Source organism: Methylorubrum sp. Q1, from assembly GCF_004683995.1.
Classification (GTDB): domain Bacteria; phylum Pseudomonadota; class Alphaproteobacteria; order Rhizobiales; family Beijerinckiaceae; genus Methylobacterium.
On record NZ_SRHQ01000019.1, the window covers coordinates 25,259 to 50,298 of the forward strand.

The following is a 25,040-nucleotide window of genomic DNA, read 5'->3' on the forward strand; positions in this document are numbered from 1 at the left end:
GACGCAGGGCCCGAGCGGGTGCCCCGCCGGGAGCGCAGGGGAACGCTCTCGCCGATCAGGCACGCCGCCGGAGCACCCCGCCCGGGGGACATCGTCGCGCCAAGGCAGGTCTCCTGGCTCACGGGTCAGCGCCCCCGTCTCGGCCTTCCCGGTGCAGGGCACCAGTGACCTTCGACGACGGAGGCTCGCCGCTTACAGTTGCGGGGGCAGCTTCGGCCTCGCCCGGACGGGCTTACCGAATTCCCTCTTAGCCCTCGGACATGCATCCGGGGAACCTTGGCCGCAGCAACTTCGCTGCGATGCGGCGCAGGGTCAACATGCCAACGAATGAAATGTAACAACATTACACAGCCTGTGGCTCGCAGAGCACAAGGCTCGGCGACGTTCTCCATGACTGCACACCGCGCCCGTCCGGGGGGAAAGGCCGCGCCTCGTGGCGCGGCGCAGCCGTCGAGAAACAGCATCGAACGTTTTTCAAAGGACGTGACCGAGCTTTAGGCAAGATTAACCAAGATCCCGTTGAATGACGAAGGCTTAAGGTTGATCCTTCCCTAATCGGCGAAGCCATCTCGTTTTGTCATTCTGGCACAGATAGGCCGGGGATGACGGCGGGAGGCCGTATGGGATCCGCGTTGTCGAGTACCGCCCGCAATGGACATCGCCGAGCTCGTCCAGAGTCGCTCCGCCCGGCCCGTCATCCGCCGTCGGCGCCGCCCGCCTGTCGCGGCGCTCGCGCTGACCGCCCTCGGCGGTCTCGCGGTCGCCGGGATGCTGCAACCGCAGAATCGTGCCGCGCCCGCCCCCGTGGAAACCGCGCAGGTCTCGGGCGAGGCCGAAGGAGCGGAGACCGTGCAGGCCGCGCCCGGCGCGTTGGCCTGGATGCTCGACCCCACCCCCGTTCTCGACACCGCGCCCCGCGGCTTCGTCCCCCGGACCCCGCAGGTGTCCGCCTTCCGGGCGCCGCCCGTGGCGGAGCCTGCCCCATCGGAGCCGGTCACGACCCTGGCCGCCCTCCCCGCGGATCAGGCCGACGACACCGCGCCCACCGTCACGCCGCGCCCGGCTGTGCCGACGGCCCGCCTCGCCCTTACGGTGCCGCTGCCGGTGCGGCGGCCCAACGAATTCCGCTACGAGCCGCGCATGCAGACCGCCCGGGCGGCGACGCCTCGGATCGCCACCGCATCCACGGCGCGCGCCTCCGCCGAGCCAACCCGCAGCGTGTTCAGCGCCGCGGTCACCGACAACCGCAACTTCCTCGAGAAGATGTTCGATCTGCCGGGCTCTGCCGCGCCGTCCTCGGACAGGGCGATGGCCTATGCCGGGCTCGACAGCGGCGCGGTCGATTCGGCCGCGCGGCGCCGCGTCGTGCCGGGCCCGGTCTCCGAGCCGGGGGTCGCCGTCTACGACATCAGCGCCGCCACCGTCACGCTGCCGAGCGGCGAGGTGCTGGAGGCGCATTCCGGCCTCGGCGTCGCCCAGGACAACCCGGACCACGTCCATATCCGGATGCGCGGCGCCACCCCGCCCGGAGTCTACGACCTGCGGGAGCGCGAGGCGCTGTTCCACGGGGTGCGGGCGATCCGCCTCAACCCGGTCGGCGGCTCGGCCGCCATCCACGGGCGCGACGGCATCCTCGCCCACACCTACATGCTGGGCCCGAGCGGTGCCTCGAACGGCTGCGTCGTGTTCCGGAACTACACCCGCTTCCTTCAGGCCTATCTGAGCGGCCAAGTCCGGCGTCTCGTCGTGGTGCCCGGTACCGCCCCCGGAATCTTCGCCAGCCGGCGCAACGCCACGCCGCGCCGCTCGGCCTCGGCGGATTAACGGGTTTCCAAAGGGATCATCCCTTTGGCGGGGCATCGGGGCGGCGCCCCGATCTCTTTTCAGGGCTCTGCCCTGGACCCGCGAAAGGACTTGTCCTTTCGAAACCTGCTTTGGGCCCGTCAGGACTTGGCGACGGGCTTGAGCTTGAGTTGGTCGATGGCCCAGCGCCACGTCCCGTCCGATTGCCGGCGGGCCGACTCGACCGAGAGTCCGCCGTTCGGCAGCCGCGCGAAGGTGAGCGCGAGGTCGCCGTTGCGGATCGCCGGCAGGGTCTCAGGCTCGGGGAAGTCCGACTTGCGTGCGAGCAGATCCGTGTAGAAGCGGCGGATCTCGTCGTGGCCGGTCGCCACGATGTCGCCCGCGGCCACCACGGCCTGCGGCTCGTACAGGGCAACCAGCCCCTCGGCATCGCCGGCATTGGCCCGTTCGTGGAAGAGCCGGGCCAGATCCTCCGGCTCGCGTGCCACATCCCGCTGCGTCTCGCTCATCGCTCGTTCCTCCCTGTCTGTTTCAAGCCTGTCTATTTCAGACGGTTGCCCTGGCCGTCCCGCACCGCGACCGCCACCGGAACGCCAGCCTTGACGCTCTCGGACACGGTGCAGAACTGCTCGAACTGAGCGAGCACCCGGTCGAGCCGGTCCATCGATTCGGCGGGCGCGCCGAGCGCGATATCGACCTCGATCCCGACAAGGCGCAGGCGGCCTTCCGCGTTGCGGGCCACGCGCCCGATCGCCTCGGCGCTCACGCCCCCGCCCTCCTGCCGGTACTTGCCGAGCGCGAAGGCGAGGCTCGCGCACAGACAGTTGCTCACGGCCGCAATCAGCACCTGCTCCGGCGAGGGCCCGGTGCCGCCACCGATCGGCTCCGGCTCGTCCGTCAGCAGCGGCACGAAGCTCTCGCCGAAATCGATCCGGAAGGCATAGGCTTCGATCTGCCGGATCCGAATGCTGTGTTTGTCCGACATCGTGACCTCCTCGCCTTCCTATCAACCCGCCGCTGCGCGATCTCGTTCGAGTCCGGCCGGACGATCGCTCGAACGCGATCCCCCCCGGTTTCTGGCTGGCTTCAATCGCCGGGGCCCGCCGCCGCGGACCGTGTCGGTTCCTTGCCCGGCTCCCCGGGCTTTCACGCCGCCAAGCCGCTCAAGCGGGTTCGCGCAATGCCCCTGGCCAGTCCGCACCATGCCTTGACCTGCCATTCGCATCTGGTATACCAGATGCCAATGACGAGCCACCGGAAAGAGTGATCTCGACCCGGAAGGCCCGAGACCCGGGAAGCCAAGGAGGCAACGCCTGCCATGACCGAACGCGGCATCCTCGACAGACATCGCATCTCTCCGCTCACAGCGCGGCCTCAGGGCTAGCCGGCGGCGGAAGGGGGGCAACGGATGGCCCAATCGCAGACCTTCGACACGTCCGGGCTCGTCGCGGCGATCGGTGACGCGGTGGTGATCTCCGACGCGGACGGACGGATCGTCATCTGGAATCCGGCCGCCGAGCGGATCTTCGGCTACTCGGAAGCCGAGGCGCTTGGGCAGAGCCTCGACCTCATCACCCCGGAGCGTCACCGCCGCCGCCACTGGGATGGCTACGCCAAGACGATGCGCACGGGCGAGACCCGCTACGGCACGTCCCTGCTCAAGGTTCCGGCCCTGCACAGGGGTGGCCGGGCCCTGTCCATCGCCTTCACCGTCGCGCTGCTGCACGGCGCGGAGGGCGAAGTCACCGGCATCGCCGCGGTCATCCGCGACGAGACCGAGCGCTTTCAGGAAGAGCGCTCCCTGCGCCGCCGCGTGGCGGAGCTGGAAGAGGCTTTGGGCACCCTCGTCTGCGCCTGAGGCGGGGCGCCCGAGCCATTCAGCAATATTACCGACCGTAATATTTTTCGATTTTCCAACAACGACGACCCACAACGAAGTCGAAATAGGGAGAAGACTGAGATGACCCAGCCGCTCGACGGGATCAAAATCATCGATTTCACCCACGTCCAGGCGGGTCCCGCCTGCACCCAGCTCCTCGCGTGGTTCGGGGCGGACGTGATCAAGGTCGAGCGTCCGGGCTCGGGCGACGTGACGCGCAACCAGCTTCGCCACGTCGAGGACGCGGATGCGCTCTACTTCACGATGCTCAACTCCAACAAGCGTTCGCTGACGCTGGACACCAAGAACCCGCAGGGCAAGGAAGTCCTGGAAAAGCTGATCCGCGAATCCGACGTGATGGTCGAGAATTTCGGCCCCGGCGCGCTCGATCGCATGGGCTTCACCTGGGCCCGCATCCAGGAGCTCAACCCAGGCATGATCCTCGCCTCGGTGAAGGGCTTCTCCGACGGACACCACTACGAGGATCTGAAGGTCTACGAGAACGTGGCGCAGTGCGCCGGCGGTGCGGCCTCGACCACCGGCTTCTGGGACGGCCCGCCGACCGTGTCGGCCGCCGCGCTCGGCGACTCGAACACCGGCATGCATCTCGCCATCGGCATCCTCACGGCGCTTCACCAGAAGACCAAGACCGGCAAGGGCCAGAAGGTCGCCGTGTCGATGCAGGATTCGGTGATCAACCTCTGCCGGGTGAAGCTGCGCGACCAGCAGCGCCTCGATGCCATCGGCTACCTCGAAGAATACCCGCAATACCCGCACGGCGAATTCTCGGACGTGGTGCCGCGTGGCGGCAACGCGGGCGGCGGCGGCCAGCCGGGCTGGGTGCTCAAGTGCAAGGGCTGGCAGACGGACCCGAACGCCTACATCTACTTCACGATCCAGGGCCATGCCTGGGCCCCGATCTGCAAGGCGCTCGGCCGCGAGGAATGGATCGACGATCCGGCCTACAACACCGCCCGCGCTCGCCAGGACAAGATCTTCGAGATCTTCGCCATCATCGAGGATTGGCTGGCCGACAAGACCAAGTTCGAGGCCGTCGATATCCTGCGCAAGTTCGACATCCCGTGCTCGCCGGTGCTGTCGATGAAGGAGATCGCCGCCGATCCGTCGCTGCGCGCGAGCGGCACCATCGTCGAGGTGCCGCACCCCAAGCTCGGCTCGTATCTGACCGTCGGCTCCCCGATCAAGTTCTCGGACATGAAGGTCGACATCAAGGCTTCGCCGCTTCTGGGCGAGCACACCGACGAGGTCCTCGCGGGCCTCGGCTACTCGCCCGAGCAGATCGCCGCGATGCACGAGTCGCGCGCGGTCTGAGGGGAAGCGGCAGCGCGGGTCTCCGCGCTGCCCGCACAGGATGGCCAGTCTCTTTCGGCCATGAACCTCCCGGGACGGGGCATCGCTCCGGGAGCGCATGACCGGGCATGACGCCCGGGTTTCTTCCTCCTCCGATGACTTTCCCGGGCCGACTCCGTCGGTCCGGTTTTTCGGTGTCCGGGCCCCTGATACGGCATCCGTTTGATCGAACTTGCGTCACGGCGGAAGCCGAGTGTTCCCCTCTCCCCGCGGGCTGGGAGAGGGGAAATCCGCCCTCCCGCAGGGATCAACCGGATTGAGACTGTCTCACTCACAAAACTCTCGATCTCTGACCGTTCTCGTGTTGGCGAGGACGGCGCGGCGGGCGTTTTCGAGAGACACTTGAATGGAGGCGCGTTCGCCCGCGCCGCCTAACCGAAGAAATCGCCCAGGAAGAAGTCTACGGCCTGGCTCACCACGTTGGGATGGTAGGCATGCGGACCGTCATACTCGACGTAGGTGAGGTCGTAGCCCGCCGCCCGAAGCAGCCGGGCGTGGTTGCGGGCGCTCCGGTCGATCGGAATCTGCTCGTCGCGGGTGCCGTGCGACAGGAAGATTTTGGGCGCACCCGCCTGCACCTGCACCGACATGAACCCGGCGGACGACACGATCAGGTGGCTGACCCGGTCACCGTTGGTGAGCCCGAGGGACAGCGCGTAGCTGCCGCCGTCCGAATGGCCCGCGAAGGCGAGATGGCCCGGATCGATCAGGAACCGGTCGGCCACCTCGGCGAGCGCCCGGTCGAGCCGCTCCCGGTCCGGCCCGTTGCCGGCGATCACGAGATCCCAGGTCGGGTGCAGCGATTGCGGCGCGAGCAGCAGGAAGCCGCGCTGGTCCGCATGGGCTTCCAGCATCGGCAGGATCTTTTCGGCACTGCCGCCGCCGCCGTGGAACAGGACGACGAGCGGCGTCGGCAGGCGGGGGTCGATGTGCTCGGGCACGCGGAGCATCGCGTCGCGGGTCTCGAACAGACCGAGCGCGTGGCGGCCCGGCGGCAGCGGCGGCTTGCCCGGCAGCCGCGGCAGGAAGGCGAGCCGGCCGGCGAGCCGGGGATCGAGGGCAACCATCGGATCGAAGGGGGAGGAGGACATGGGGCGTCTCGCAGGTGGAGCCCAACGCCGCCCCTCATGCTGAGGTGCCCGCGACAGCGGGCCTCGAAGCACCTCGGACCGGTCCTTCCCCATGCCCGGGAAGGACATCGGAAGGCTGTCTCGGGTCGTTCGCCGCGCGTGCTTCGAGGCTTTCGCTTCGCTCCGCACCTCAGCATGAGGGACGGAGGGGCTTGCCGGACAAAAAAGGACCGCGGCGCCCATTTCGGGCACCGCGGTCCGGCTCAGTCGAAGCGGTCGGAGGGCAGTGCCCGCCTCACTTCTTCTTCAGGGTGCTCTGCGGGTTGAGGCTGCCGATATTGCCGCTCTCGCTGCCGGCGGCCGGGTCGATCTCCGCATTGATGAGGGTCGGCTTACCGGAATTCATCGCCTCGTCCACGGCCCGCTTCAGCTCGTCCGGCGTGGTGACGTTCACGCCGACGCCGCCGAAGGCCTCCATCATCTTGTCGTAGCGGGAATTCTTGACGAAGACGGTGGTGCCCGGATCGCGGCCGGTCGGATCGGTGTCGGTGCCGCGATAGATGCCGTTGTTGTTGAAGATGACGATGCAGACCGGCAGCTCGTAGCGGCAGATGGTCTCCACCTCCATGCCGGAGAAGCCGAAGGCCGAGTCACCCTCGACCGCCAGCACCGGCTTGCCGGTCTCGACAGCCGCCGCGACGGCGAAGCCCATGCCGATGCCCATCACGCCCCAGGTGCCGACGTCCAGGCGCTTGCGCGGCTGGTACATGTCGATGATGCCGCGGGCGAGATCGAGGGTGTTGGCGCCCTCGTTGACGAGGATCGCGTCGGGCCGCTCCTTGATGACGGTCCGGAGCGCCCCGAGTGCCGAGTGGAAGCACATCGGCGAGGAGTTCTTCATCAGCTTCGGGGCCATCTTGGCGATGTTGGCCTCGCGCTTGCTCCGCAGCGTCTCCAGCCAGTCGGAGGGCGCACCCTTCCAGTCCTTGCGGATGCCGTCGAGCAGCGCTTCGACGCAGGAGCCGATATCGCCCACCACCGGCGCGACGATCTCGACGTTCGAGTCCATCTCGCGCGGCTCGATGTCGATCTGGATGAAGCGCTTCGAGCCGGGCTCGCCCCAGGTCTTGCCCTTGCCGTGGGAGAGCAGCCAGTTGAGGCGGGCGCCCACCAGCAGCACCACGTCGGAATCCTTGAGCGCGGTGGAGCGGGCCGCACCGGCCGAGAGCGGGTGGGTGTCGGGCAGGAGGCCCTTGGCCATGCTCATCGGCACGTAGGGGATGCCGCTCTCCTCGACGAGCGCGCGCACGGCCTCGTCGGCCTGGGCGTAGGCCGCGCCCTTGCCGAGGATGATGAGCGGACGCTCGGCCGACTTCAGCACGTCGAGCGCCCGGGCGATGGCGGACGGGGCCGGGAGTTGGGCCGGGGCCGCGTCGATCACCTTGACCAGCGAGCGCGCGCCGAGATCGGCGTCGATGACTTGCGAAAAGAGCTTGGCGGGCAGATCGAGATAGACGCCGCCGGGCCGGCCGGAGACGGCGGCACGGATCGCGCGAGCCACGCCGATGCCGATATCGGCGGCGTGCAGCACGCGGAAGGCGGCCTTGCAGAGCGGCTTGGCGATGGCGAGCTGGTCCATCTCCTCGTAGTCGCCCTGCTGCAGATCAACGATCTCACGCTCGGAGGAGCCGGAGATCAGGATCATCGGGAAGCAGTTGGTGGTGGCGTTGGCCAGCGCGGTTAGGCCGTTGAGGAAGCCCGGCGCCGAGACCGTAAGGCAGATGCCCGGCTTCTTGGTGAGGAAGCCGGCGATCGCGGCGGCGTTGCCCGCGTTCTGCTCGTGGCGGAAGGAGATGACCCGCAGACCCTCGGCCTGGGCCAGACGGCCGAGATCGGTGATCGGGATGCCGGGCACGTTATAGATCGTCTCGATGCCGTTGAGCTTGAGCGCGTCGATGACGAGGTGGAAGCCATCCGTCAGCTCCGGCTCCTCGTGGGGCATCGCGCCCGCGGTGATCGCGTCGATGTTCTGGGCCTGGACGGTCATGCGGCGTTCTCCCTTATGGTGCGGATGCTCTTGTCCGGCGCGGGGCCCGATGGCGTCAGGCCGGGCTCGTTTCGCGCCTGCTGCTGCGCCGCGCGCAGCGTGCGGACCGGTCTCGAGTGGCCGGTCTTGTTGCGACACATCTGGCATACCAAATACCAATGAGTTGGTCAAACGAAACACGTGGCTTTGCGTGCCCCCACGTGAGGCGCCGGGGGAGCGGTCGAAACAGGGGCTGCGGGGGTCGCCGGATCCAGGGTTTCGGGGATGACGCGTCGAGAGACAGGCCGCCCGGCATCCGGCGGACATGCTTCCTCGAAGGGAAGTCCGACGGCGGACTTGTCTTCAGCGTTTTCTGATCACGCTCGGCACGGTCCCGAAGCGCGATCCGGCCTCGTCGTGGGTCGCCGGCCAGATTGGCTACGAGTCGAGACACCGGCCCCCTGTGACACCGCGAAAGCGTTGAAGGCATGGTCGGCGAAGGGCGGCCGAGGGGCCGGCGCGAGGAACTCCGCTGCCGGGAGTTCGGCTGGGGCGGCCGCCGCCCCGACGCGAGCCGTCGAGGCGGCGGACCATCATTCGAGGCCTTCAGGCCAGCGTCACTGCGCGAGCTTCCGCCGCGTCGGCGATCTCAGCCTCCGCCGCGAGGTAGCGCCGCCGCATCGGCTTCAGCACGAAGACCGCCAGCGCCGCGGCCAGGATGTTCAGCCCGATGATGAGGCCGAACACCGCCGACCAGCCGTAGGACGCCGACAGCACGCTGGCGAAGGGGACGAGGAAGGCCGCCGTACCCTTGGCCGTATAGAGGAGGCCGGCGTTGCTGGCGGCGTATTTCGAGCCGAACGTGTCGCCGCAGGTGGCTGGGAACAGCGAGTAGATCTCCCCGAACACGCCGAAATACATCGCCGTACACAGAACGAAGACGACCGGATTACGCCCGTAGCCGAGGAGCAGAATGCAGGCCGTCGCCGCAATCACGAAGGCAATGAACATCGTGTTCTCGCGGCCGATGTTGTCGGACACCCAGCCGAAGAAGGGCCGGCCGAACCCGTCGAAGATGCGGTCGAGCGAGATCGCCAGGGTGAGCGCGGCCATCTGCAGGCCGAACAGGTTCATCGGCACGTCGGCGACCTTGAAGTCGTGGGCGATGGGCGCGATCTGCGCCGCCGCCATCAGGCCGCCGGAGGTGACCATCACGAACATCGCGTACATCGTCCAGAATACGGGGGTGCGCACCGCTTCCTTCGGGCTGCGGTCGATCTTGGTCTGGGGAAGGCGCAGGTTCTTGCGCCGGATCGGCACGGCGACCGAGGGCTTGCGCAGGAAGAAGGACAGCAGGACGACGACCGCGCCCTGGCCGAGGCCGAACACGAGGAAGGCCTGGGCATAGCCGCTGGCGGCGATCATGTTGGCGATCGGGATCACCGTGATCGCCGCGCCCGCGCCGAAGCCCGCCGCGGTCGCGCCCGCCGCCAGCCCGCGCCGGTCCGGAAACCATTTCAGGGCGTTGCCGACGCAGGTGCCGTAGACCGAGCCCGCGCCGATGCCGCCGATCACCGCGGCGGTGTAGAGCAGGAAGAGGGAGTCGGCATAGGCGTTCAGGGCCCAGGACAGGGCGATCATGACGCCGCCGAAGCCCACCACGATGCTCGGCCCGTAGCGATCGACGAACCACGTCTCGACCGGCACGAGCCAGGTTTCGGTGGCGACGAAGATCGTGAAGGCGAACTGGATCGCCGTGCGCCCCCATTGGTGCTGCGCATCGATCGGATCGACGAAGAGCGTCCAGCCATACTGAAGGTTGGCGATCATGGCCATGCAGAGCACGCCGAAGGCGAGTTGCCACCACTTGGCGGAAGGCGCATCCGAAGGCGCCTGGAGCGGCGCGTGTTGCTCTGCCGGTTGGTGTACCATCCGGTTCTCTCCCTGAACGTTTCTCGTGCTCCCCTGGCGCCGCATCATGCACAATGATGCTAGGCATACAATATACCAACGCAGGAAAGTCCGTCCGCGATGCTGCGGCGACCCGGCACACCGGGCGACGGCATCGGCGCGCACTTCAAAGAATGCGCGGCGTCGGGACCGGAAAACGCGTCGGCGCGCACCGGGCGTCTGAGCCCGGCACGCGCCGACATTCTTCGAAAGGCCGGGCGGCGGCCCGGCCCGTGCGCGGCCTTAGTGGGCGGAGACCGTCTCCGGCTTGGCCTCCAAGGCGGCCGACTCCCGCGTGTAGGCCTGCCGCATCGGCTTGAGGACGAAGATCGCCATCAGCGCCGCGAGGATGTTGAGCGCGGCGGCCGCCAGGAACACCGCGTGCCAGCTCCCCGTCATCGTCGTGAGGATGCTGGTATAGGGCACGATCAGCGCCGCCGTGCCCTTGGCGGTGTAGAGCAGGCCGGCATTGGTGGCGGCGTATTTCGAGCCGAAGGTGTCGCCGCAAGTCGCTGGGAACAGCGAGTAGATCTCGCCCCAGGCGAAGAACACCAGACCGGTCAGGATCACGAACAGGATCGGATCCTGGCCGAACTGGCTCAGCAGGTAGATGCCCACACCCTCGATGCCGAAGGAAAGGAACATCGTGTTCTCACGGCCGATATGGTCGGAGATCCAGCCGAAGAGCGGGCGCGTCACGCCGTTGAGCACCCGGTCGATCGTGGCGGCGAAGGTGAGTGCCGGCAGGGTGATCCCCAGCAGGCTCACCGGTACGTCGGCGATGTGGAAGTCCTTGGCGATGGGGCCGAGCTGGGCGGTGGCCATCAGGCCGCCGGCCGCCATCATCACGAACATCGCGTACATCACCCAGAAGATCGGGGTGCGCACCATCTCGCCGGGCGTGAAGTCGCGGCGGCTCTGGCTGACGCGGGCGATCTCGGGCACCTGCCCCTTCTTCGGCGCCACCAGAAACAGCGCGATCAGCATCACGATCAGGCCCTGGCCGATGCCGAACCAGAAGAAGGCGGCCTCGTAGCCGTAATGGTGGATCACCGCCTGGATCGGCACGACGGTGAGCGCCGAGCCCGCGCCGAAGCCCATGGCGGTGAGGCCCGCAGCCAGACCGCGCCGGTCGGGGAACCACTTCAGCGAATTGCCGACGCAGGTGCCGTAGACCGCGCCCGCACCGGTGCCGCCAACGGCCGCCCCGACATAGAGCAGCCAGAGCGTGTCGGCGTAGGCGTTGATCACCCAGGCCAGCCCGCACAACAGGCCGCCGACGAGCGTCACGGCCCGCGGGCCGTACTTGTCGACGAACCAGCCCTCGATCGGCACCAGCCACGTCTCGGTGAGGACGAACAGGGTGAAAGCGACTTGGATCGCGGCGCGGTCCCAGCCGTGCCGTTCCTGCATCGGGTTGACGAAGAACGTCCAGCCGTACTGCATATTGGCGATCATGCACATGCAGACGATGCCGAACACCAATTGCAGCCATCGGCTCGTCGGTGGTGGAACGTATGTTGTCGTGGGTTGGGTCATGGACGCATCTCCAGTGTACGCTCGATTTTTCCGAGCTTTTTGGCCGCTCAATTTCTCGATTATTTTTCGAATATGACTTTAAATATTCTCTGACGCGAATGACTGCCTGAGCAGACCATCGCGCTCTTCCGGTCGAATCTTGGGGCCGCATCCCACTCGATCACATCGGATCGGCGGATCCGGACCATCGTTTCAACGCGCCCTCTTTCGACGAACCGGCAGCCACCTCGTCGGAATGCGCTCACGAAGCCGAAGGCACCGCCCCGGACGAACTCTCCCGGTTCCCGGGGACACCCTGCGAGGACGACGGCGAGGCTTTCGCGCAGCCCTGGATCAGGGGCAGGACATGCCTCGGATCATGCCGCACCGGCCGAACGGAGGACGTCCAAGCAGGTCGATTTGGCGGGTCGATCTTGCCAATCCCGCCCGGACGCCGGCACCATAATTCAAAACGCAGGATTGACAATAGGTATGCTGTATACCAGCCTGCGTTCAAAGGCGGCCCCGTTCGAGAGGCATGCCGATGGAGGAGCGCCGTGTTTGGAACGATGCGCCGTGAGCCGGATGCCGCGGGCGTCCGCACCATCCACCGGGACCGATCCGTGGCCGAGGCAGCGCAACTCCTCGCCCAGCCGGGAACGGGCGCGCTCGTCGTCGTCGAGGGCGATGCCGACGCAACGGTGACGGGTCTGCTGACCCAGCGCGACATCTTCCGCGCGGTGGCGGCCGAGGGCCCCGAGATCTACAGCCGCAGCGTCTGGCTCATCACCGATCACGACTTTCCCGCGGTCGATGTCGGCGCTTCGGCGCAGGAGCGGCTGAAGACCTTCTGCGAGCGGAAGGTCGATCACATCGCCCTGATGGATTCCTGCCGCATCAGCGCGATCCTGAGCATCTGGGACTGCGCTGGCCAAGGGGTTGGTCAAGGGGTCGGCCACGATCTTAGCCGAGATCTTGGCCAAGCACCGGCGACAAACCCGCCGGCATTGCCGCATACGTGAAGGCGCACGGCGGAGAGTGAGCGCAAATGGAGCGCCGGACACGACGCATCTCGTTATGGATTCATGCCTGCCGGGAGCAGGCACTGTTCACCGAGCGTTGTGCGAGAACGATCCGGAACAGGTTGGAAGACGATTCCGAGAAAAGGCGTCAGCCATGGAAAACCCGATGAAATATCTGACCGTCGTCGAATGCCCGATCGTCTTTCCGGGCGAGAACGAATTCGGTGCGTCGAGCATCGATATGCTTCCCCGTCTCGGCATCGCCGGCGGGCTGGAGAGCCGCCACATCCGCGTTCTGGACGAGCGCATCATCGCGGTGTGCATCTGGCGCAGCTCGTTCTGCGCCAAGCTGTTCTTCGACACCGCGTGGCACGAGCGGGCGGCGAGCCTGTGGGGCGAGGCCTACCAGATCCGGTTCGAGGCGATCGAGAACGCCTCCGCCGCCTGATCGAAACCGGGAGGGGCGAGCGATGACCGACGCCGCGCCGCCCCTCGCCGACAGGTTTGCAGACGAAACCGCCGGCACCGCCCTCGCGGACGAGCCGGCCTTCCACGCCTGGAATCCCGGCCTCGAACCCGGCCTGCCGCGGGCGATGCGCCCGCTCGCGACGGTGTTCCGGCCCGAGAACCTCCGCCTGCCCTTTTCCGAAATCCTCGAACTGTCCGATTTCAGCGGCCTGCCCCCGACGCAGCTCGCCCTCTTCCGGCCTGAGCGCCTCGCGGTCCACGAGGTGCTGATCCGGGTCATGGCCGATATCTCGGTCCCCGTCGGCGAAGTCTACGCCGATCTCGGACTGAACTTCCGGCGCATCGTCGGTACGCTGCTGCGCGAGGGCGTGATGCACCGCCTGGACGCGGTCGCGGCCATCCTCGACGCGGTCCGCGCCGAGGCCGATGCGGCGCTGGAGTGCGAGCTGTCGGCCCTGTTCGACGAGGCGCCCGCGCCGCCGCCCGAACCGGTCTCCGCCTGGGCCGGGTGGCTCCGCCGCCTCGGCCCACGCGAGCCGCCCTCCCCTTCCCCGTCCCCTGCCCCATCGCCTTCTCTGGCCGGCGACGGGCAGGCTCGCATCCTCGCCCGCCTCGACGAACGATGCGCGGCCGCGAGCGAAGCCGAGAGTATGGAGAGCGCCGCCCGCGAGGCCCTGCGCACGGTGTTCGGCCACGTCATCGCCCGCCAGGGCATGCTGATCCGCGACCGCACGCTGCTGCGGCGGCTCGCCGGCATCCTCGTCACCAACCGTTGCGGCAGCGACCGGATCGGCGCGCTGATCGCGCCCTGGATCGAGTCGGTCGCCGCGGCGCAGGGCTACCATCGGCCCGCACCGCAAGCGCAGCCGGTGGTGATGACCGTCAAAGGTGCGTCGGCCTCGGGCAAGAGCACGATCCGGCCCTATCAGCGCGACCTCGCCGGACGGATCGGCGCACAATGGCAGGACTTCGCCGTCATCACGCCCGACGTCTGGCGCAAGTTCCTGCTGGACTATGACAGCTTGGGCGAAGCGCGCCGCTATGCCGGGCCGCTGACAGGCCACGAGGTCGAGATCATCGATGCCAAGCTCGACCGCTACATCACCCGCAAGGCGGCCGGCGGCCGCCTCTCGCACCTGCTGATCGACCGGTTCCGCTTCGACAGCTTCTCGACGGAGGCCGGCAGCGACGGCGCTGGCCAGCTCCTCACCCGGTTCGGCCAGCGCGTCTACCTGCAATTCATGATCACTCCGCCCGAGGAAACCGTGGAGCGGGCCTGGAAGCGGGGCGAGGAGTTCGGACGCTACAAGGCGGTCGAGGATCTGCTCGCGCACAACGTCGAGGCCTTTACCGGCATGCCGCGGCTGTTCTTCACCTGGGCGCTGCGCCGGGACCGTCCGGTCACTTACGAATTTCTCGACAACAGCGTGCCAAAGGGCGCGCGTCCGCTCACCATCGCCTTCGGTACGAACGACGCGATGACGATCCTCGACGCCAAAGCCCTGCTGGCGATCGAGCGTTACCGGCGGATCGATATCCGCGCCCGCGCGGCGGCCGACGTCTATCGCGGCGTCGCCGACGCGCCGGAGGCCGAGGCGCGTTTTCTGCGGGAGGCCTTGCGGCAAGTGTCCGTGGTGCGCTTTGCCGATCGGGAGTCGGGGCGGGTCTTCGCGCGCTTCGAGAACGGTCGTCTCGTCGGCCTCGACCCGGCGGGTCTCGCCGCCGCATGCCGGGAGGCCGGGACCGCGCGGGCGCTCTCAGCGACGGGCCTGACGAAGCACACCGCGGGCGTCGCCCCGCTCGACGAGGTTCTCTGCCCGGACGAAACCTCGACCCTCGGCGCATGGGGTCCGGAGGCAGACCGAGCGACCTCCTGAACCGCTGCCATGCTGCGGTGCGACATCGACAGGCGTCTGTCACGCCATCGCCAGCGGCAGGGATTGCCGCCGGATTCGCGCGCCGCCAGATCAAGGCACACCATTCACATGCACGTGACGCATGCATGTGTCTGGTATTTTGTACTTCATATCCCAAAGCGAGCGGCTTATCCGGGATTCGTTCGCACCGCACCATAGCCCGTACCGACGGAGACTATCATGCTCGCCACTTGGCTCGCCGCGCTTGTTTTCCTCGTCGCCGTTCAGGCTCTGTTCGTCGTGAAGCTGGCTGACCGGCTGACCGTCTCGAGCGCTGCCCAGGATGTCCCGACGGGCCGCGGCATTGAGGCGCCGCAGACTTCCGGGCGCTACGCTCGCGCCGCCTGAACCACGACCTCACGTCCGGCGAATCGCGCGGCGGCCAGCCATTCGGGTCCGGCCGGTTTGGCGGGCGAGACTGCGCAGCCCATCTCGGCCACGGACGGCGTTGCATCGAGAAACGCCTGCATCTCGGCATCGGAGTAGTGACCGAACGCGTCCACGAGATCCGCCAGAGCGCGGTCCGCGGCGTGGTCTGGGACGTTTTCGGCCATCACCGTATCCTCCGGTCGCCGGCCCGAACGGTGCGCAACGCCGCCGTCTCGGGTCTCGCTTGCTCATTGGTATCTGGCATACCAGACGCGAGAAATCAAGTTCCGAAGGCTTCGGTATTCGGCATGATAGTGCCGCGCGCTACTCCGCAGCGATGCGGTGGACGCCGCCTACCGCGCCCGAGCCGAGGATGTCGCCGATCTCGGCATCCGTGCAGCCCAGCACCTCGCGCAGGATCTCGTCGGTATGCTCGCCGAGCAGCGGCGCGCGGGTGATCTCGGTCGGGCTCGCCGACAGCTTGATCGGGTTGCCCACCGTCAGGTAGGTGCCGCGGGTCGGGTGCTCGACCTCGACCACAGTGCCGTTCGCCCGCAGCGTCGGATCCTCGGCGATCTCCCGCATCGACAGGATCGGTCCGCACGGGATCTCGTAGGCGTTGAGGATCTCCATCGCCTCGAGCTTGTCGTGCTTCATCGTCCACGCTTCGATGCGCGTGAAGATCTCGTTAAGATGCGGCAGGCGGGCCTTCGGCGTCGCGTAGGCCGGATCGGTCTTCCAGTCCGGCTCGCCGATGATGTCGCAGATCGGTCCCCAGACCGCGCCCTGCGTGATGAAGTAGATGTAGGCGTTGGGATCCTGCTCCCAGCCCTTGCACTTCAGGATGCGGCCGGGCTGCCCCCCGCCGGAATCGTTGCCGGCCCGCGGCACCGCCTCACCGAAGGGGACGCCTTCGCCGTACTGGCTGTATTCCATCAGCGGGCCGTGGGCGAGACGCTGCTGGTCGCGCAGCTTCACCCGGCAGAGGTTGAGCACTCCGTCCTGCATGGCACAATCGACGCGCTGGCCCTGCCCCGTCTGGGTGCGCTGGTAGAGGGCGGTGACGATGCCGAGTGCGAGGTGCAGGCCCGTGCCGGAATCGCCGATCTGCGCGCCCGACACCATCGGCACGCCGTCGCGCCAGCCGGTGGTGGAGGCCGCGCCGCCGACGCATTGGGCGACGTTCTCGTAGACCTTGCAATCCTGGTAGCGGCCGGGCCCGAAGCCCTTCACCGAGGCCAGGATCAGGCCCGGATTGGCGGCCTGCAATTTCTCCCAGGTCAGCCCCATGCGATCGAGCGCACCGGGGGCGAAATTCTCGACCAGCACGTCGCACTCGGCGATGAGCCGCCAGAGGATCGCGTTGCCCTTGGGGTTCTTGCCGTCGAGCGTGATCGAACGCTTGTTGTGGTTCAGCATCGTGAAATAGAGGCTGTCCACGCCGGGAAGGTCTTGAAGCTGCTGGCGCGTCGCATCGCCCGCGCCCGGCCGCTCGACCTTGATCACGTCGGCCCCGAACCACGCGAGCAGTTGCGTGCAGGTCGGCCCCGATTGAACATGGGTGAAATCGAGGATGCGAACGCCCTCGAGTGCCTTGCCCGGTGCCTTGCTCATCGCAGGTCTCCTCCCCAGGAGAGTGGCATGTTGCCGGGCGCTGATCGGCCGATGGCGTCGGCCGTATGCGCCCGCGGGGTTCCGTGCCGGTCTGGTTCCGTACCGGTCTTGGGCTCCGGCATGGCTGGCGTGCGCGACTTGGGTGCGGCTCAGGGCATCATCAGCGAGGCTGCCCTGCACCCGGCGAATGCCGCCGACATCGACTCCCCGGCTTTCTTCTGGCATACCAGATGCCAGAGGTCAACATTTCGGCTCGGAGACCGGAGATCCGCACAGTCTCGTGCGGATTCCGCGGGGAGAGCCGGGACGCCGGAGTGCGGGCTGCCTTGTCTTCCGAAGGATGAGACGCCATGCTCCCGCGGCTCGATGTTTCCACTCCGGACCCGCAACCCCATCGGCATTAAGGTCGATCCGAAGTGATGGAAAATCTCTCGATCAAGCCAATCGTTCCGGCGACGAGCCTGCGGACGCTGGCCTACGAGGCGCTGAAATCCGCCATCACCAACATGGACATCTACGGCCAGACCGGAGATGTGCGGCTCGATGAGCGCGGCTTGTCGCAGACGCTCGGCGTGAGCCGCACGCCGATCCGCGAGGCGCTGACGGTGCTGGAGCAGGAAGGCTTCGTGCGCAACGAGCCCCGACGCGGCGTGTTCGTGGTCAAGAAGACGAAACGCGAGATCGTCGGCATGATCCAGGCCTGGGCGGCTTTGGAGAGCATGGCGGCGCGGCTCGCCTGCACCGCCGCCTCGGACGAGGATCTGGCCTGCCTGCGCCGCTCCTTCCCGGAGTTCTTCGACGGGCAGCCCTACGAGCATCTCGACGAGTACTCGGAAGCCAATATCCGCTTCCACCAGAAGATCATTGCGCTCGGCCACAGCGCGGTGATCACGGACCTGACCAGCAACCTGCTGATGCATGTGCGCGGCATCCGCAACACGGCGCTCCGCCAGGGCGACCGCGCCTCGAAGTCGATCGAGGAGCACGTGCGGATCATCGAGGCGCTGGAGGCCCGCGACGCGGAGCGCGCCGAGCGCCTCGTGCGCGACCACGGCCTCGGCCTCGCCGACCACGTCCAGCGCTACGGCGACCACCTCGACTGATCGGCCCAGGACAAAGCGGCGCCGACGACCGTCTCCGCTCCCGGCCTGCTTCGTCTCAGGGCGTGCCGTGAGGGTGCTTTAGGCTCTCGTTTTCGCATCATCTTTTTTCCGAAAGTCGGCAACCACCTTCCGGGATGATGCTCTAGCCGGGACGAGTAACGCCGCCCGCTATCCCCCCGGGATCGCCAGCGGATTGTCGGTGAGCGCCGCCCGGTCCGGCGTGTCCAGGGCGGGTTTGCCGAGGAAGGCGTCCCAGATCCGGCGGACGAAGGCCGGGTCGAGGTCGCGCACGATCAGTACGAGCCGCGAACGGCGATCCGCGTCGGGCCAGGCCGGCAGCGTCACGGGCGCGTGGACGACGTGCTGCACCCCGTGCACCACGACCGGCCGCTCGGGATCGTCGGCGAGCGCCACGAGACCCTTGAGGCGCAGGAGCTTCGGCCCGTGCGCCGAACGCAGGAGATCCAGGAACATCTCGAAGGCCGGGCGCGGCACCGGTTCGTCGCTGGTGAGGTGAAAGGCGCGGATCGCCGCGTCGTGCCGGTTCACATCGTGATGATGGTGGCCGTGATCGTGGTGATGGCCGTGCGCGCGCTCTTCCGCGCCGAGCCAGGCACGCACGTCGTCCCCCTTGCCGTCGAGGCCGAACAGGCCGCCGAGCAGGCACTCGGCCGGCACGTCGGGCCCGTGGATCCGGGCCCCCGGATTGAGGGCGGCGAGCCGCTGGGTCAGCGCCTCTGCCCCGGCGCCGGGCAGGTCGCCCTTGGTCACCACGAGATGGTCGGCGACCGCCGCCTGTCGCAGGGCCTCGCCGTGCGCGTCGAGGGTGTCGGCGCCGTTGACCGCATCGATCACGGTCACCACGCCCTGCAACTGAAAGCGGATCGCGAGATAGGGGTGGTAGATCAGGGCGTGGAGGATCGGCGCCGGGTCGGCGAGCCCGGTGGTCTCGATCACCACCCGGCGGAACGGGTTGATGCGGCCGTTGTCGCGGCGGCGCAGAAGGTCTTCCAACGTCGAGATCAGGTCGCCGCGCACGGTGCAGCACAGGCAGCCGGCGCCGAGCAGGATCATCCCCTCATCGACCGCCTCGATCAGCAGGTGATCGAGTCCGATCTCGCCGAACTCGTTGACGATCACCACCGTGTCGGCGAGCGCCGGATCGCCGAGCAGGCGGTTCAGCAGCGTGGTCTTGCCCGCGCCGAGGAAGCCCGTGAGCACGGTGAGCGGGATCGGCGCGGGGCGGCCGGGTTGTTCGGAGGAGGACATGGTTGGACGGCCTTCGAAGTCTGATCCGCCGCACATTTCCTCTCCCCGCCCGCGGGGAGAGGCCGGTCTGCACCCTGTCGTTCAGGCCGGAAGCGGAGGTGAAGCCGAAGCGGCGGTGAGGGGGCGGTGCCGGAAGGGGCGTCTTCGGCCACGCCCCTCACCTTCGGCTGTCGCCTCGCTTCATGCCCCGACGAGGGGGCATGAAGCCCTCTCCCCCCAAGTGGGGCGAGGGGCGCATCGGTCGTGCAGGGTATGTCTCGGCAACGATATGACGATGCCGGGGGCCTTCGAAAACCCCTTACGACTCGTCGTTCTTCGCCTTGGCGGGCTTCTTGTCCGCTTTCTTGGCGGCAGGCTTGGCCGCTTCGGGCTTTTTGGCGGCCGGCTTGTGCGCCGGCTTCACGGCCGCCTTCGGAGCGGGCTCCACCGCCGTGTAGGCGCTGGTCGTGGCCGGCACGCCCTTGTCCCGCCCGGCGGCGGTCTTCGTGGCGGGCTTGGGCGCGGTCACGGCGGCGGCGCGAGCCTTGGCGGCCTTCTCCGAGGCGGCCTGCTTGGCGGCTTCACGGGCCGCGTCCTTGGTAGCCTTGGCTTCGGCACGCTTGCGCTGGGCAGCCTCCTGCGCGGCCTGCCGGGCCGCCTGTTTGGAAGCCTGCGCCTCCTGTTCCTCACGGGCCAGCGCCATCGCACCTTCCGTGGGGCTGCTGCCGATCCAGACCGGGATCGGCTGGAGCGGCGCCCGCGGCGGCAGGGTGCGGCCGCGGACATTGGCGCTGCTGAGCGCGGCGAAGGCGAGGTTGGTGGCGTCCGGGGTCGCCGAGCCGAGGAGCTGCGTCGTCGCGCTGTCGGCGCCGGGACCGCTCGCGGTGAGCGCGCCGGGGCCTTCGTCCACCGGCATCGGCTTGCGCTTGTCGCAGATGTAGGGCCGCATGTCCGGCGGGGCGGCGACGTTGGAGGGCGGCAGAGATTCCAGAGTCGGCGCGGTCCAGCCCGCCGACTGGCCGAAGCCGTAATCGAACAGGTCGGCAGCCTTGATGTCGCGCTCGCGCGCGCTCGGCTGGCCCATTACCACGGTGATGATGCGCCGCCCCCCGCGGGTCGCAGTCGCCACCACGTTGAAGCCGCCCGAGCAGATGAAGCCGGTCTTCATGCCGTCGGCGCCGGGATAGCGCCCGAGCAGGCCGTTATGGTTGGCCATCACCGACTTGCCGAACTGGATCGCCGAGATCGAGAACAGGTTCTGTTGGTTGGGGAAGTCGCGCATCAGCGCGCGGGCCAGGATCGCCATGTCGCGGGCGCTCGTCCATTGCCGCGGCTCGGGCAGGCCGTTGGGGTTGTACCAGCGGCTCTCGCGCATGCCGATCCGGTGCGCGGTCTCGTTCATCATGTCGGCGAAGCCCTCGACGGAGCCGCCGAGCCCCTCGCCGATCACCCAGGACACGTCGTTGGCCGACTTGACCATGATGATCTTGAGGGCGTTGTCGAGGGTGATCTGCGTGCCGGGCTTGAAGCCCATCTTCGAGGGCGGCTCGGCGGCGGCGGCGGGCGAGACCGTCAGCAGCGTGTCGAGCGAGACCTTGCCCTGGCGCACCATGTCGAGGGCGACGTAGGTGGTCATCAGCTTGGTGATCGAGGCCGGATACCAGGGGTCGGTCGCGCCCTGGCTGTAGAGCACCTTGCCGGACTCGGCATCGACGACGAGGATCGGTGCCGTGACCGCCGAGGCCGCCCCCGCCATCAGGCCGAGGGCGGTGAGCGAGCCGATCAGCCGTCCCCAAACACGGTTCACCATCGGGCCAATCTCGAAAGGGTGGGAGGGCGCGGGACGCCGCGGAGCAGGAATTCCGTTGCCGGCTCCGGGCCTTCGTGAAGAAAGCGCCCGGAAAGGGTCGGATCGAGAGTACCCGTTCATCAACGTGCCCTCCGTGGCGAGAGCATGGCAGAGCCCGGCGTTTTGCCCAACGGTACGCTGCCGATCAGGGTTGCGCTCCGCGAAATCGTACACCGCTTGGTCTTCCGCGCCTCCCGGGGGTATGGGCAAGCCCTGGCAGAAAAGCGCAACGATGTCCTACGCGGTCAAGGAACTCTTCCACACACTTCAGGGTGAGGGCGCCCAGGCCGGGCGCGCGGCGGTGTTCTGCCGGTTTTCCGGCTGCAATCTCTGGTCGGGCCGCGAGGCGGACCGGGCGGGCGCCGCCTGCCGCTTCTGCGACACCGATTTCGTCGGGATGGACGGAGAGGGCGGCGGGCGCTTCGCCTCCGCCGAGATCCTGGCGGACGCCGTCGCCGCGACCTGGGCCGGGGGGGCGGCCAACCGCTACGTCGTGTTCACCGGCGGCGAGCCGCTGCTGCAACTCGACGAGGCGTTGATCGCCGCCGTTCATGCCCGCGGCTTCGAGGTCGCGGTGGAGACCAACGGGACGCTTCCCGCGCCGCCCGGCATCGACTGGATCTGCGTGAGCCCCAAGGCCGGCAACCCGCTGGTCCAGACCTCAGGCGACGAGTTGAAGCTCGTCTTCCCGCAGGCCGAGGCCGAGGCCGCGCCGGAGCGTTTTTCGGATTTGCCCTTTCGGCACCATTTCCTGCAGCCGATGGACGGCCCGGAAGCCGCCGCCCACACCGCCGCGGCGGTGGCCTATTGCCGCTCGAACGCCCGCTGGCGGCTCTCGCTCCAGACGCACAAGATCATCGGGATTCCGTAAGGGCATCGTCCCGAAGGACGGCTTTCGGCTTCGGCTGACAGCGATGCGCGGGCAGGTGGGTGGGCAGGCGGAACAGGTGCGGCCGGCGGTTGCATCCGCCGTCAACCTCGACCACCTTCGCGCGCAACCGCGGCCGGCCTGCGCATGGCCGAGAGGATGCCCGATGACGCCCGATTCCACCACGCCGGACGCCACGCTCAAGCTCGATCACTCCTCCGTCGAGGAACTCAACCTCGCCCTGCGCCACTACCGGCGCCTGATGATCCGCCTGCCCCTGATCCTCGTCCTCGGCTTCGCAGCAGCGATCGGCCTGTCGTATCTCGGCACCGCGCTGTCGCCACCCTACGGCGTGTACATCCTCGGCTGGGATCTCATGACCTGGGGGCTGCTCGGGGTCCTCGCCGTTCTCTTCGCCGAACTCTGGTGGGAGGGGCGTCAGATCGGGCGCGCCCTCAACAGTGTCGAGATGCAGTCCGCGCCGATCGCCTCTCTCTTGGGCGGACAGGCGCTGATCGGGGAGCGCGCCCGCGAACACGGCATGAAGCCGGGCCCCTTCAACGGTCCGCTCCGGCCGATCCATAAACACCAGCCTCCGAGCGCCAGCCGGGCTGACGAGCGACCGAGGATTTAGGTCGAGGCGACCGAACGGTCTGACCTGGTCCAGCGTTAAGGGTCCCCAGGTCTGAGGATCCGAGGATTGATCGATGTGGAGCTGGCGGATCATGGATCGGGCGCCCCGTGATGGCCGCTGGATCATCGCCATCAACCGGGGCGAGCCGGACCGCCGAGCCGTCATTCGCTGGGATCCGCGCCGTTTCGGTGACAGCGAGCCCTGGCGGGTCGCTTCGTGCGACCACGGCTACGCATCGGACGCGTTCACGGACTGGATGCCTTTTCCACCCTGGCCAGTTCAGGGCGACGAAGCAGACGCGAGTCCGGGCGAGACTCCGGCAGCGCGAGGCGGTGAGACGGTGCCGAACGGGCTGTGAGGCCTCGAAGGCTCAGCACGACGCGGGTGCCCTCGCCGACTTTGGTGTCGATCCGAATCCAGCGGCTCGACGGATGAGCCGTGCTCAGCCCGCTACGGCGCTGTCAGCATCAATGGCGGGGGGTTCCCGGTTCGGCTCCGGCGATGCCGCGATTGGCTTTTGATCCGAACGGGTGCGCGGGTCCGCCGATCCGAGCGAGAGGTGAGGCCGGGCGACCCCTCAGTTTGGTTAATTGACCACGTAAATACAGGTATGGTCTCGCAGGCATCCGCTTCAGCAGACGAGAGCGTCTCGCGAGCAGGAGCCTGAAGAAGGTGGGTGCGTTGTAGCGGATGTAGCGTGGAAGGTTCTCGAACCATTCCGCACTCAGCCGCGCATCGCGTTGCACGCGAGCGAGGGCGCGGCGGCGTCGATGGTCGAACGCGTCGAGGGCGCGGGGAAGGCTGTCGTGCTCGCTCAAGGCCGAGGCGAGCGCGATCGCGTCGTCGATGGCCAGACGCGTTCCCGAACCGATCGTGAAATGTGTCGTATGCGCGGCGTCGCCGATCAGCACCAAGTTGTCCGCGTGCCACTTTCGGTTGGCCAACCTGCGGAAGCTCGACCATGGCAGTGTGTTGCCATGGCCATCGCGGCTGATCAGTTCGTGACCGTCGAGATACTTGGCAAAGATACTTTCCAGCACCCGCAATTCGGCATCCGCGACCATCGTGCCAAGACCGAGACCATTCCACGTCTCCGGTGCGCATTCCACGATGAACGTACTCATTCCCTCCTTGAAGGAGTAGGCGTGAAACCAGACCCATCCGGCGCTGGTCGGAACGAATCCGAACGTGAAGGAAGGGAATCGCTGTGTCGTTGCGAGCCAGAGGTATTTGTTGCGGCCGGCTTCGATCTGCGGCCGGAACCGATCCGCGCGGTGCCGACGCAACCGACTCGCGACACCGTCGGCCGCCACGATGAGGTCGGCATCGGCGACCTGACCCAGTTCGCTGATCTCGCTCTCGAACCGTACATCGACGCCGAGCGCGAGCGCCCGCTCGATGAGGATCTGCAGGAGGCGACGACGGCACAGGCCGTAGCCCCCGCCTCCGTAGCGAAGCGGCGGTTGCCCTTCGACGTCGACCACTTGCCCGGACCAGGGAACCGCCTGATCCGCGATCGCCTGCGCGCTGTCCGGATCATTGGTCCGCAGGGTGGCAAGAAGATCGTCCCAGAAGACGACGCCCCACCCATGTGTCGTTCCCGCCGGGTTTCGCTCGTGGACGACGATCTCATGGTTCGGGTTGCGCCGCTTCATCACGATCGCGAAATACAATCCGGCAGGCCCCGCACCGACGCATGAGATCTTCATCAAGACTCTCCATCTCGCCTGATGCTTCCTGCATCATGACATGAGACAACTCGGCCAGACCGCATTCCGAAGGAGCGGCCACCGGTTCGTCGAAAGACTACGCATCAAAACAACGACCGAGAGCCGCCAGCCTGATGCAATCAGGTCGGATACGGCTCCAGGCCATGATTTTATGTGTAATTTGGCTGCCGCACTCGCGACGACAGGAGTTCTTTCTGCATGCAGCGCGAGCACCGGCGGCTTTTGAAGGGTGCAGGAATGCTGACGAGCATCCTGCGCGACAGTTCAGTCGTGGCAGCGCGACGAAAGCTGGCGACGAGAGCTTGAGATGAACAACCAACGCGCGCAACGTCGATTATGGATGGTGGCCGTAACCCCAACGGGCCACGATCGCTGCTTCGCGCGCCGGGATGGGCGTGACATCTCTCCCCAGCCCGCTTGGGCGTCGGAGCCGCCTCCGGCCGACCGTCGCACCCGCGTTCGTTGATCGACGCTCACCCCAGGGCCGGGCCGCCAGCGCTGCGTGCTCCGACGGGTGACGATCGTGCTTCCACGCGCGATCGGGTCCGAACGCCCTTTGCAGCCTCCCCTTGAACCAGCGCCCGATCTCGAACGAAGCGTCC

General features: G+C 67.6%; 21 protein-coding genes and 1 riboswitch. Of the genes, 10 read left to right on the forward strand and 11 right to left on the reverse strand.

Going from position 1 to position 25,040, the window contains the following annotated elements; genetic code table 11:
• Window positions 1-85 precede the first annotated feature (85 nt).
• Window positions 86-294, reverse strand: a riboswitch (cobalamin riboswitch).
• Between the two features lie 357 nt (window positions 295-651).
• Window positions 652-1,824 (forward strand): DUF2778 domain-containing protein, encoded by a 1,173-nt coding sequence (locus tag E4V01_RS17740; RefSeq protein ID WP_135299252.1) that lies wholly within the window; start codon window positions 652-654, stop codon window positions 1,822-1,824.
• A 119-nt stretch (window positions 1,825-1,943) separates the two neighbouring features.
• Here E4V01_RS17740 and E4V01_RS17745 read toward each other — a convergent pair whose 3' ends face one another.
• Window positions 1,944-2,312: a nuclear transport factor 2 family protein gene (locus E4V01_RS17745; RefSeq protein ID WP_060768870.1), complete on the reverse strand. Its 369-nt coding sequence runs from the start codon at window positions 2,310-2,312 to the stop codon at window positions 1,944-1,946.
• A gap of 32 nt (window positions 2,313-2,344) precedes the next feature.
• On the reverse strand, window positions 2,345-2,788 hold the full coding sequence (locus E4V01_RS17750; RefSeq protein ID WP_003602635.1) for an OsmC family protein: 444 nt from the start codon (window positions 2,786-2,788) through the stop codon (window positions 2,345-2,347).
• A 423-nt stretch (window positions 2,789-3,211) separates the two neighbouring features.
• On the opposite strand from E4V01_RS17750, the gene E4V01_RS17755 reads away from it, so the two are divergent.
• Window positions 3,212-3,661: a PAS domain S-box protein gene (locus tag E4V01_RS17755; RefSeq protein WP_135299253.1), complete on the forward strand. Its 450-nt coding sequence runs from the start codon at window positions 3,212-3,214 to the stop codon at window positions 3,659-3,661.
• A 102-nt stretch (window positions 3,662-3,763) separates the two neighbouring features.
• Window positions 3,764-5,014 (forward strand): formyl-CoA transferase, encoded by a 1,251-nt coding sequence (gene frc / locus E4V01_RS17760; RefSeq protein ID WP_135299254.1) that lies wholly within the window; start codon window positions 3,764-3,766, stop codon window positions 5,012-5,014.
• Between the two features lie 410 nt (window positions 5,015-5,424).
• On the opposite strand, the gene E4V01_RS17765 is transcribed toward frc (E4V01_RS17760), so the two are convergent.
• The 4 genes from E4V01_RS17765 to oxlT (E4V01_RS17780) all read right to left on the reverse strand — a co-directional run bounded on the left by E4V01_RS17765 (window position 5,425) and on the right by oxlT (E4V01_RS17780) (window position 11,638).
• Complete coding sequence (locus tag E4V01_RS17765) at window positions 5,425-6,144, reverse strand: alpha/beta hydrolase (protein ID WP_135299255.1); 720 nt, start codon at window positions 6,142-6,144, stop codon at window positions 5,425-5,427.
• Window positions 6,145-6,418: 274 nt separating this feature from the next.
• Window positions 6,419-8,170: an oxalyl-CoA decarboxylase gene (gene oxc / locus E4V01_RS17770; RefSeq protein WP_135299256.1), complete on the reverse strand. Its 1,752-nt coding sequence runs from the start codon at window positions 8,168-8,170 to the stop codon at window positions 6,419-6,421.
• A 585-nt stretch (window positions 8,171-8,755) separates the two neighbouring features.
• Window positions 8,756-10,081 (reverse strand): oxalate/formate MFS antiporter, encoded by a 1,326-nt coding sequence (gene oxlT, locus E4V01_RS17775; protein ID WP_135299257.1) that lies wholly within the window; start codon window positions 10,079-10,081, stop codon window positions 8,756-8,758.
• 261 nt (window positions 10,082-10,342) lie between these two features.
• On the reverse strand, window positions 10,343-11,638 hold the full coding sequence (gene oxlT, locus E4V01_RS17780; RefSeq protein WP_060768876.1) for an oxalate/formate MFS antiporter: 1,296 nt from the start codon (window positions 11,636-11,638) through the stop codon (window positions 10,343-10,345).
• A gap of 536 nt (window positions 11,639-12,174) precedes the next feature.
• Here oxlT (E4V01_RS17780) and E4V01_RS17785 point away from each other — a divergent pair.
• From E4V01_RS17785 to E4V01_RS25755, 4 genes are all read left to right on the forward strand, one after another.
• Window positions 12,175-12,639: a cyclic nucleotide-binding/CBS domain-containing protein gene (locus E4V01_RS17785; protein WP_135299258.1), complete on the forward strand. Its 465-nt coding sequence runs from the start codon at window positions 12,175-12,177 to the stop codon at window positions 12,637-12,639.
• Window positions 12,640-12,805: 166 nt separating this feature from the next.
• The gene (locus E4V01_RS17790; protein WP_060772161.1) at window positions 12,806-13,087 is read left to right on the forward strand and encodes a hypothetical protein; all 282 of its coding nucleotides are present in this window, start codon (window positions 12,806-12,808) and stop codon (window positions 13,085-13,087) included.
• A gap of 22 nt (window positions 13,088-13,109) precedes the next feature.
• Window positions 13,110-14,984 carry a hypothetical protein gene (locus E4V01_RS17795; RefSeq protein ID WP_135299259.1) on the forward strand — a complete coding sequence of 625 codons (1,875 nt, stop codon included), beginning with the start codon at window positions 13,110-13,112 and terminating at the stop codon, window positions 14,982-14,984.
• A 219-nt stretch (window positions 14,985-15,203) separates the two neighbouring features.
• Entirely contained in the window at window positions 15,204-15,371 is a 168-nt protein-coding gene (locus E4V01_RS25755) for a hypothetical protein (RefSeq protein WP_193763223.1), read from the forward strand.
• On the opposite strand, the gene E4V01_RS17800 is transcribed toward E4V01_RS25755, so the two are convergent.
• Both E4V01_RS17800 and frc (E4V01_RS17805) read right to left on the reverse strand, forming a co-directional pair.
• Complete coding sequence (locus E4V01_RS17800) at window positions 15,353-15,577, reverse strand: hypothetical protein (RefSeq protein ID WP_135299260.1); 225 nt, start codon at window positions 15,575-15,577, stop codon at window positions 15,353-15,355. The two genes, E4V01_RS25755 and E4V01_RS17800, sit on opposite strands and share 19 nt — an antisense overlap.
• 139 nt (window positions 15,578-15,716) lie before the next feature.
• Window positions 15,717-17,006, reverse strand: coding sequence for a formyl-CoA transferase (gene frc, locus E4V01_RS17805; protein WP_060768880.1), 1,290 nt, complete (start codon window positions 17,004-17,006; stop codon window positions 15,717-15,719).
• A 419-nt stretch (window positions 17,007-17,425) separates the two neighbouring features.
• Here frc (E4V01_RS17805) and E4V01_RS17810 point away from each other — a divergent pair, with 419 nt between their 5' ends.
• Window positions 17,426-18,109: a GntR family transcriptional regulator gene (locus E4V01_RS17810; RefSeq protein WP_060768881.1), complete on the forward strand. Its 684-nt coding sequence runs from the start codon at window positions 17,426-17,428 to the stop codon at window positions 18,107-18,109.
• Between the two features lie 168 nt (window positions 18,110-18,277).
• On the opposite strand, the gene E4V01_RS17815 is transcribed toward E4V01_RS17810, so the two are convergent.
• The gene (locus E4V01_RS17815; RefSeq protein ID WP_135299261.1) at window positions 18,278-19,378 is read right to left on the reverse strand and encodes a GTP-binding protein; all 1,101 of its coding nucleotides are present in this window, start codon (window positions 19,376-19,378) and stop codon (window positions 18,278-18,280) included.
• A 298-nt stretch (window positions 19,379-19,676) separates the two neighbouring features.
• The gene (locus E4V01_RS17820) at window positions 19,677-21,167 is read right to left on the reverse strand and encodes a D-alanyl-D-alanine carboxypeptidase family protein (RefSeq protein WP_060768883.1); all 1,491 of its coding nucleotides are present in this window, start codon (window positions 21,165-21,167) and stop codon (window positions 19,677-19,679) included.
• Window positions 21,168-21,438: 271 nt separating this feature from the next.
• Here E4V01_RS17820 and queE point away from each other — a divergent pair, with 271 nt between their 5' ends.
• Both queE and E4V01_RS17830 read left to right on the forward strand, forming a co-directional pair.
• A complete protein-coding gene (queE, locus tag E4V01_RS17825) occupies window positions 21,439-22,077 on the forward strand; it encodes a 7-carboxy-7-deazaguanine synthase (protein ID WP_135299262.1) in 639 nt (212 codons plus the stop codon).
• 163 nt (window positions 22,078-22,240) lie between these two features.
• Window positions 22,241-22,708, forward strand: a complete 468-nt coding sequence (locus E4V01_RS17830) for an ABC transporter ATP-binding protein (protein WP_135299263.1) — start codon at window positions 22,241-22,243, stop codon at window positions 22,706-22,708.
• Window positions 22,709-23,175: 467 nt separating this feature from the next.
• Here E4V01_RS17830 and E4V01_RS17840 read toward each other — a convergent pair whose 3' ends face one another.
• Window positions 23,176-24,417 carry an FAD-dependent monooxygenase gene (locus E4V01_RS17840; protein ID WP_135299265.1) on the reverse strand — a complete coding sequence of 414 codons (1,242 nt, stop codon included), beginning with the start codon at window positions 24,415-24,417 and terminating at the stop codon, window positions 23,176-23,178.
• Window positions 24,418-25,040: the final 623 nt, after the last annotated feature.

Bases quoted from the DNA above. Each gene is read 5' to 3' on its own strand.
- E4V01_RS17740 (WP_135299252.1), top strand. From the start codon at position 652: ATGGACATCGCCGAGCTCGTCCAGAGTCGCTCCGCCCGGCCCGTCATC.
- E4V01_RS17745 (WP_060768870.1), bottom strand. From the start codon at position 2,312: ATGAGCGAGACGCAGCGGGATGTGGCACGCGAGCCGGAGGATCTGGCC.
- E4V01_RS17750 (WP_003602635.1), bottom strand. From the start codon at position 2,788: ATGTCGGACAAACACAGCATTCGGATCCGGCAGATCGAAGCCTATGCC.
- E4V01_RS17755 (WP_135299253.1), top strand. From the start codon at position 3,212: ATGGCCCAATCGCAGACCTTCGACACGTCCGGGCTCGTCGCGGCGATC.
- frc (WP_135299254.1), top strand. From the start codon at position 3,764: ATGACCCAGCCGCTCGACGGGATCAAAATCATCGATTTCACCCACGTC.
- E4V01_RS17765 (WP_135299255.1), bottom strand. From the start codon at position 6,144: ATGTCCTCCTCCCCCTTCGATCCGATGGTTGCCCTCGATCCCCGGCTC.
- oxc (WP_135299256.1), bottom strand. From the start codon at position 8,170: ATGACCGTCCAGGCCCAGAACATCGACGCGATCACCGCGGGCGCGATG.
- oxlT (WP_135299257.1), bottom strand. From the start codon at position 10,081: ATGGTACACCAACCGGCAGAGCAACACGCGCCGCTCCAGGCGCCTTCG.
- oxlT (WP_060768876.1), bottom strand. From the start codon at position 11,638: ATGACCCAACCCACGACAACATACGTTCCACCACCGACGAGCCGATGG.
- E4V01_RS17790 (WP_060772161.1), top strand. From the start codon at position 12,806: ATGAAATATCTGACCGTCGTCGAATGCCCGATCGTCTTTCCGGGCGAG.
- E4V01_RS17795 (WP_135299259.1), top strand. From the start codon at position 13,110: ATGACCGACGCCGCGCCGCCCCTCGCCGACAGGTTTGCAGACGAAACC.
- E4V01_RS25755 (WP_193763223.1), top strand. From the start codon at position 15,204: ATGCTCGCCACTTGGCTCGCCGCGCTTGTTTTCCTCGTCGCCGTTCAG.
- E4V01_RS17800 (WP_135299260.1), bottom strand. From the start codon at position 15,577: ATGGCCGAAAACGTCCCAGACCACGCCGCGGACCGCGCTCTGGCGGAT.
- frc (WP_060768880.1), bottom strand. From the start codon at position 17,006: ATGAGCAAGGCACCGGGCAAGGCACTCGAGGGCGTTCGCATCCTCGAT.
- E4V01_RS17810 (WP_060768881.1), top strand. From the start codon at position 17,426: ATGGAAAATCTCTCGATCAAGCCAATCGTTCCGGCGACGAGCCTGCGG.
- E4V01_RS17815 (WP_135299261.1), bottom strand. From the start codon at position 19,378: ATGTCCTCCTCCGAACAACCCGGCCGCCCCGCGCCGATCCCGCTCACC.
- E4V01_RS17820 (WP_060768883.1), bottom strand. From the start codon at position 21,167: ATGGTGAACCGTGTTTGGGGACGGCTGATCGGCTCGCTCACCGCCCTC.
- queE (WP_135299262.1), top strand. From the start codon at position 21,439: ATGTCCTACGCGGTCAAGGAACTCTTCCACACACTTCAGGGTGAGGGC.
- E4V01_RS17830 (WP_135299263.1), top strand. From the start codon at position 22,241: ATGACGCCCGATTCCACCACGCCGGACGCCACGCTCAAGCTCGATCAC.
- E4V01_RS17840 (WP_135299265.1), bottom strand. From the start codon at position 24,417: ATGAAGATCTCATGCGTCGGTGCGGGGCCTGCCGGATTGTATTTCGCG.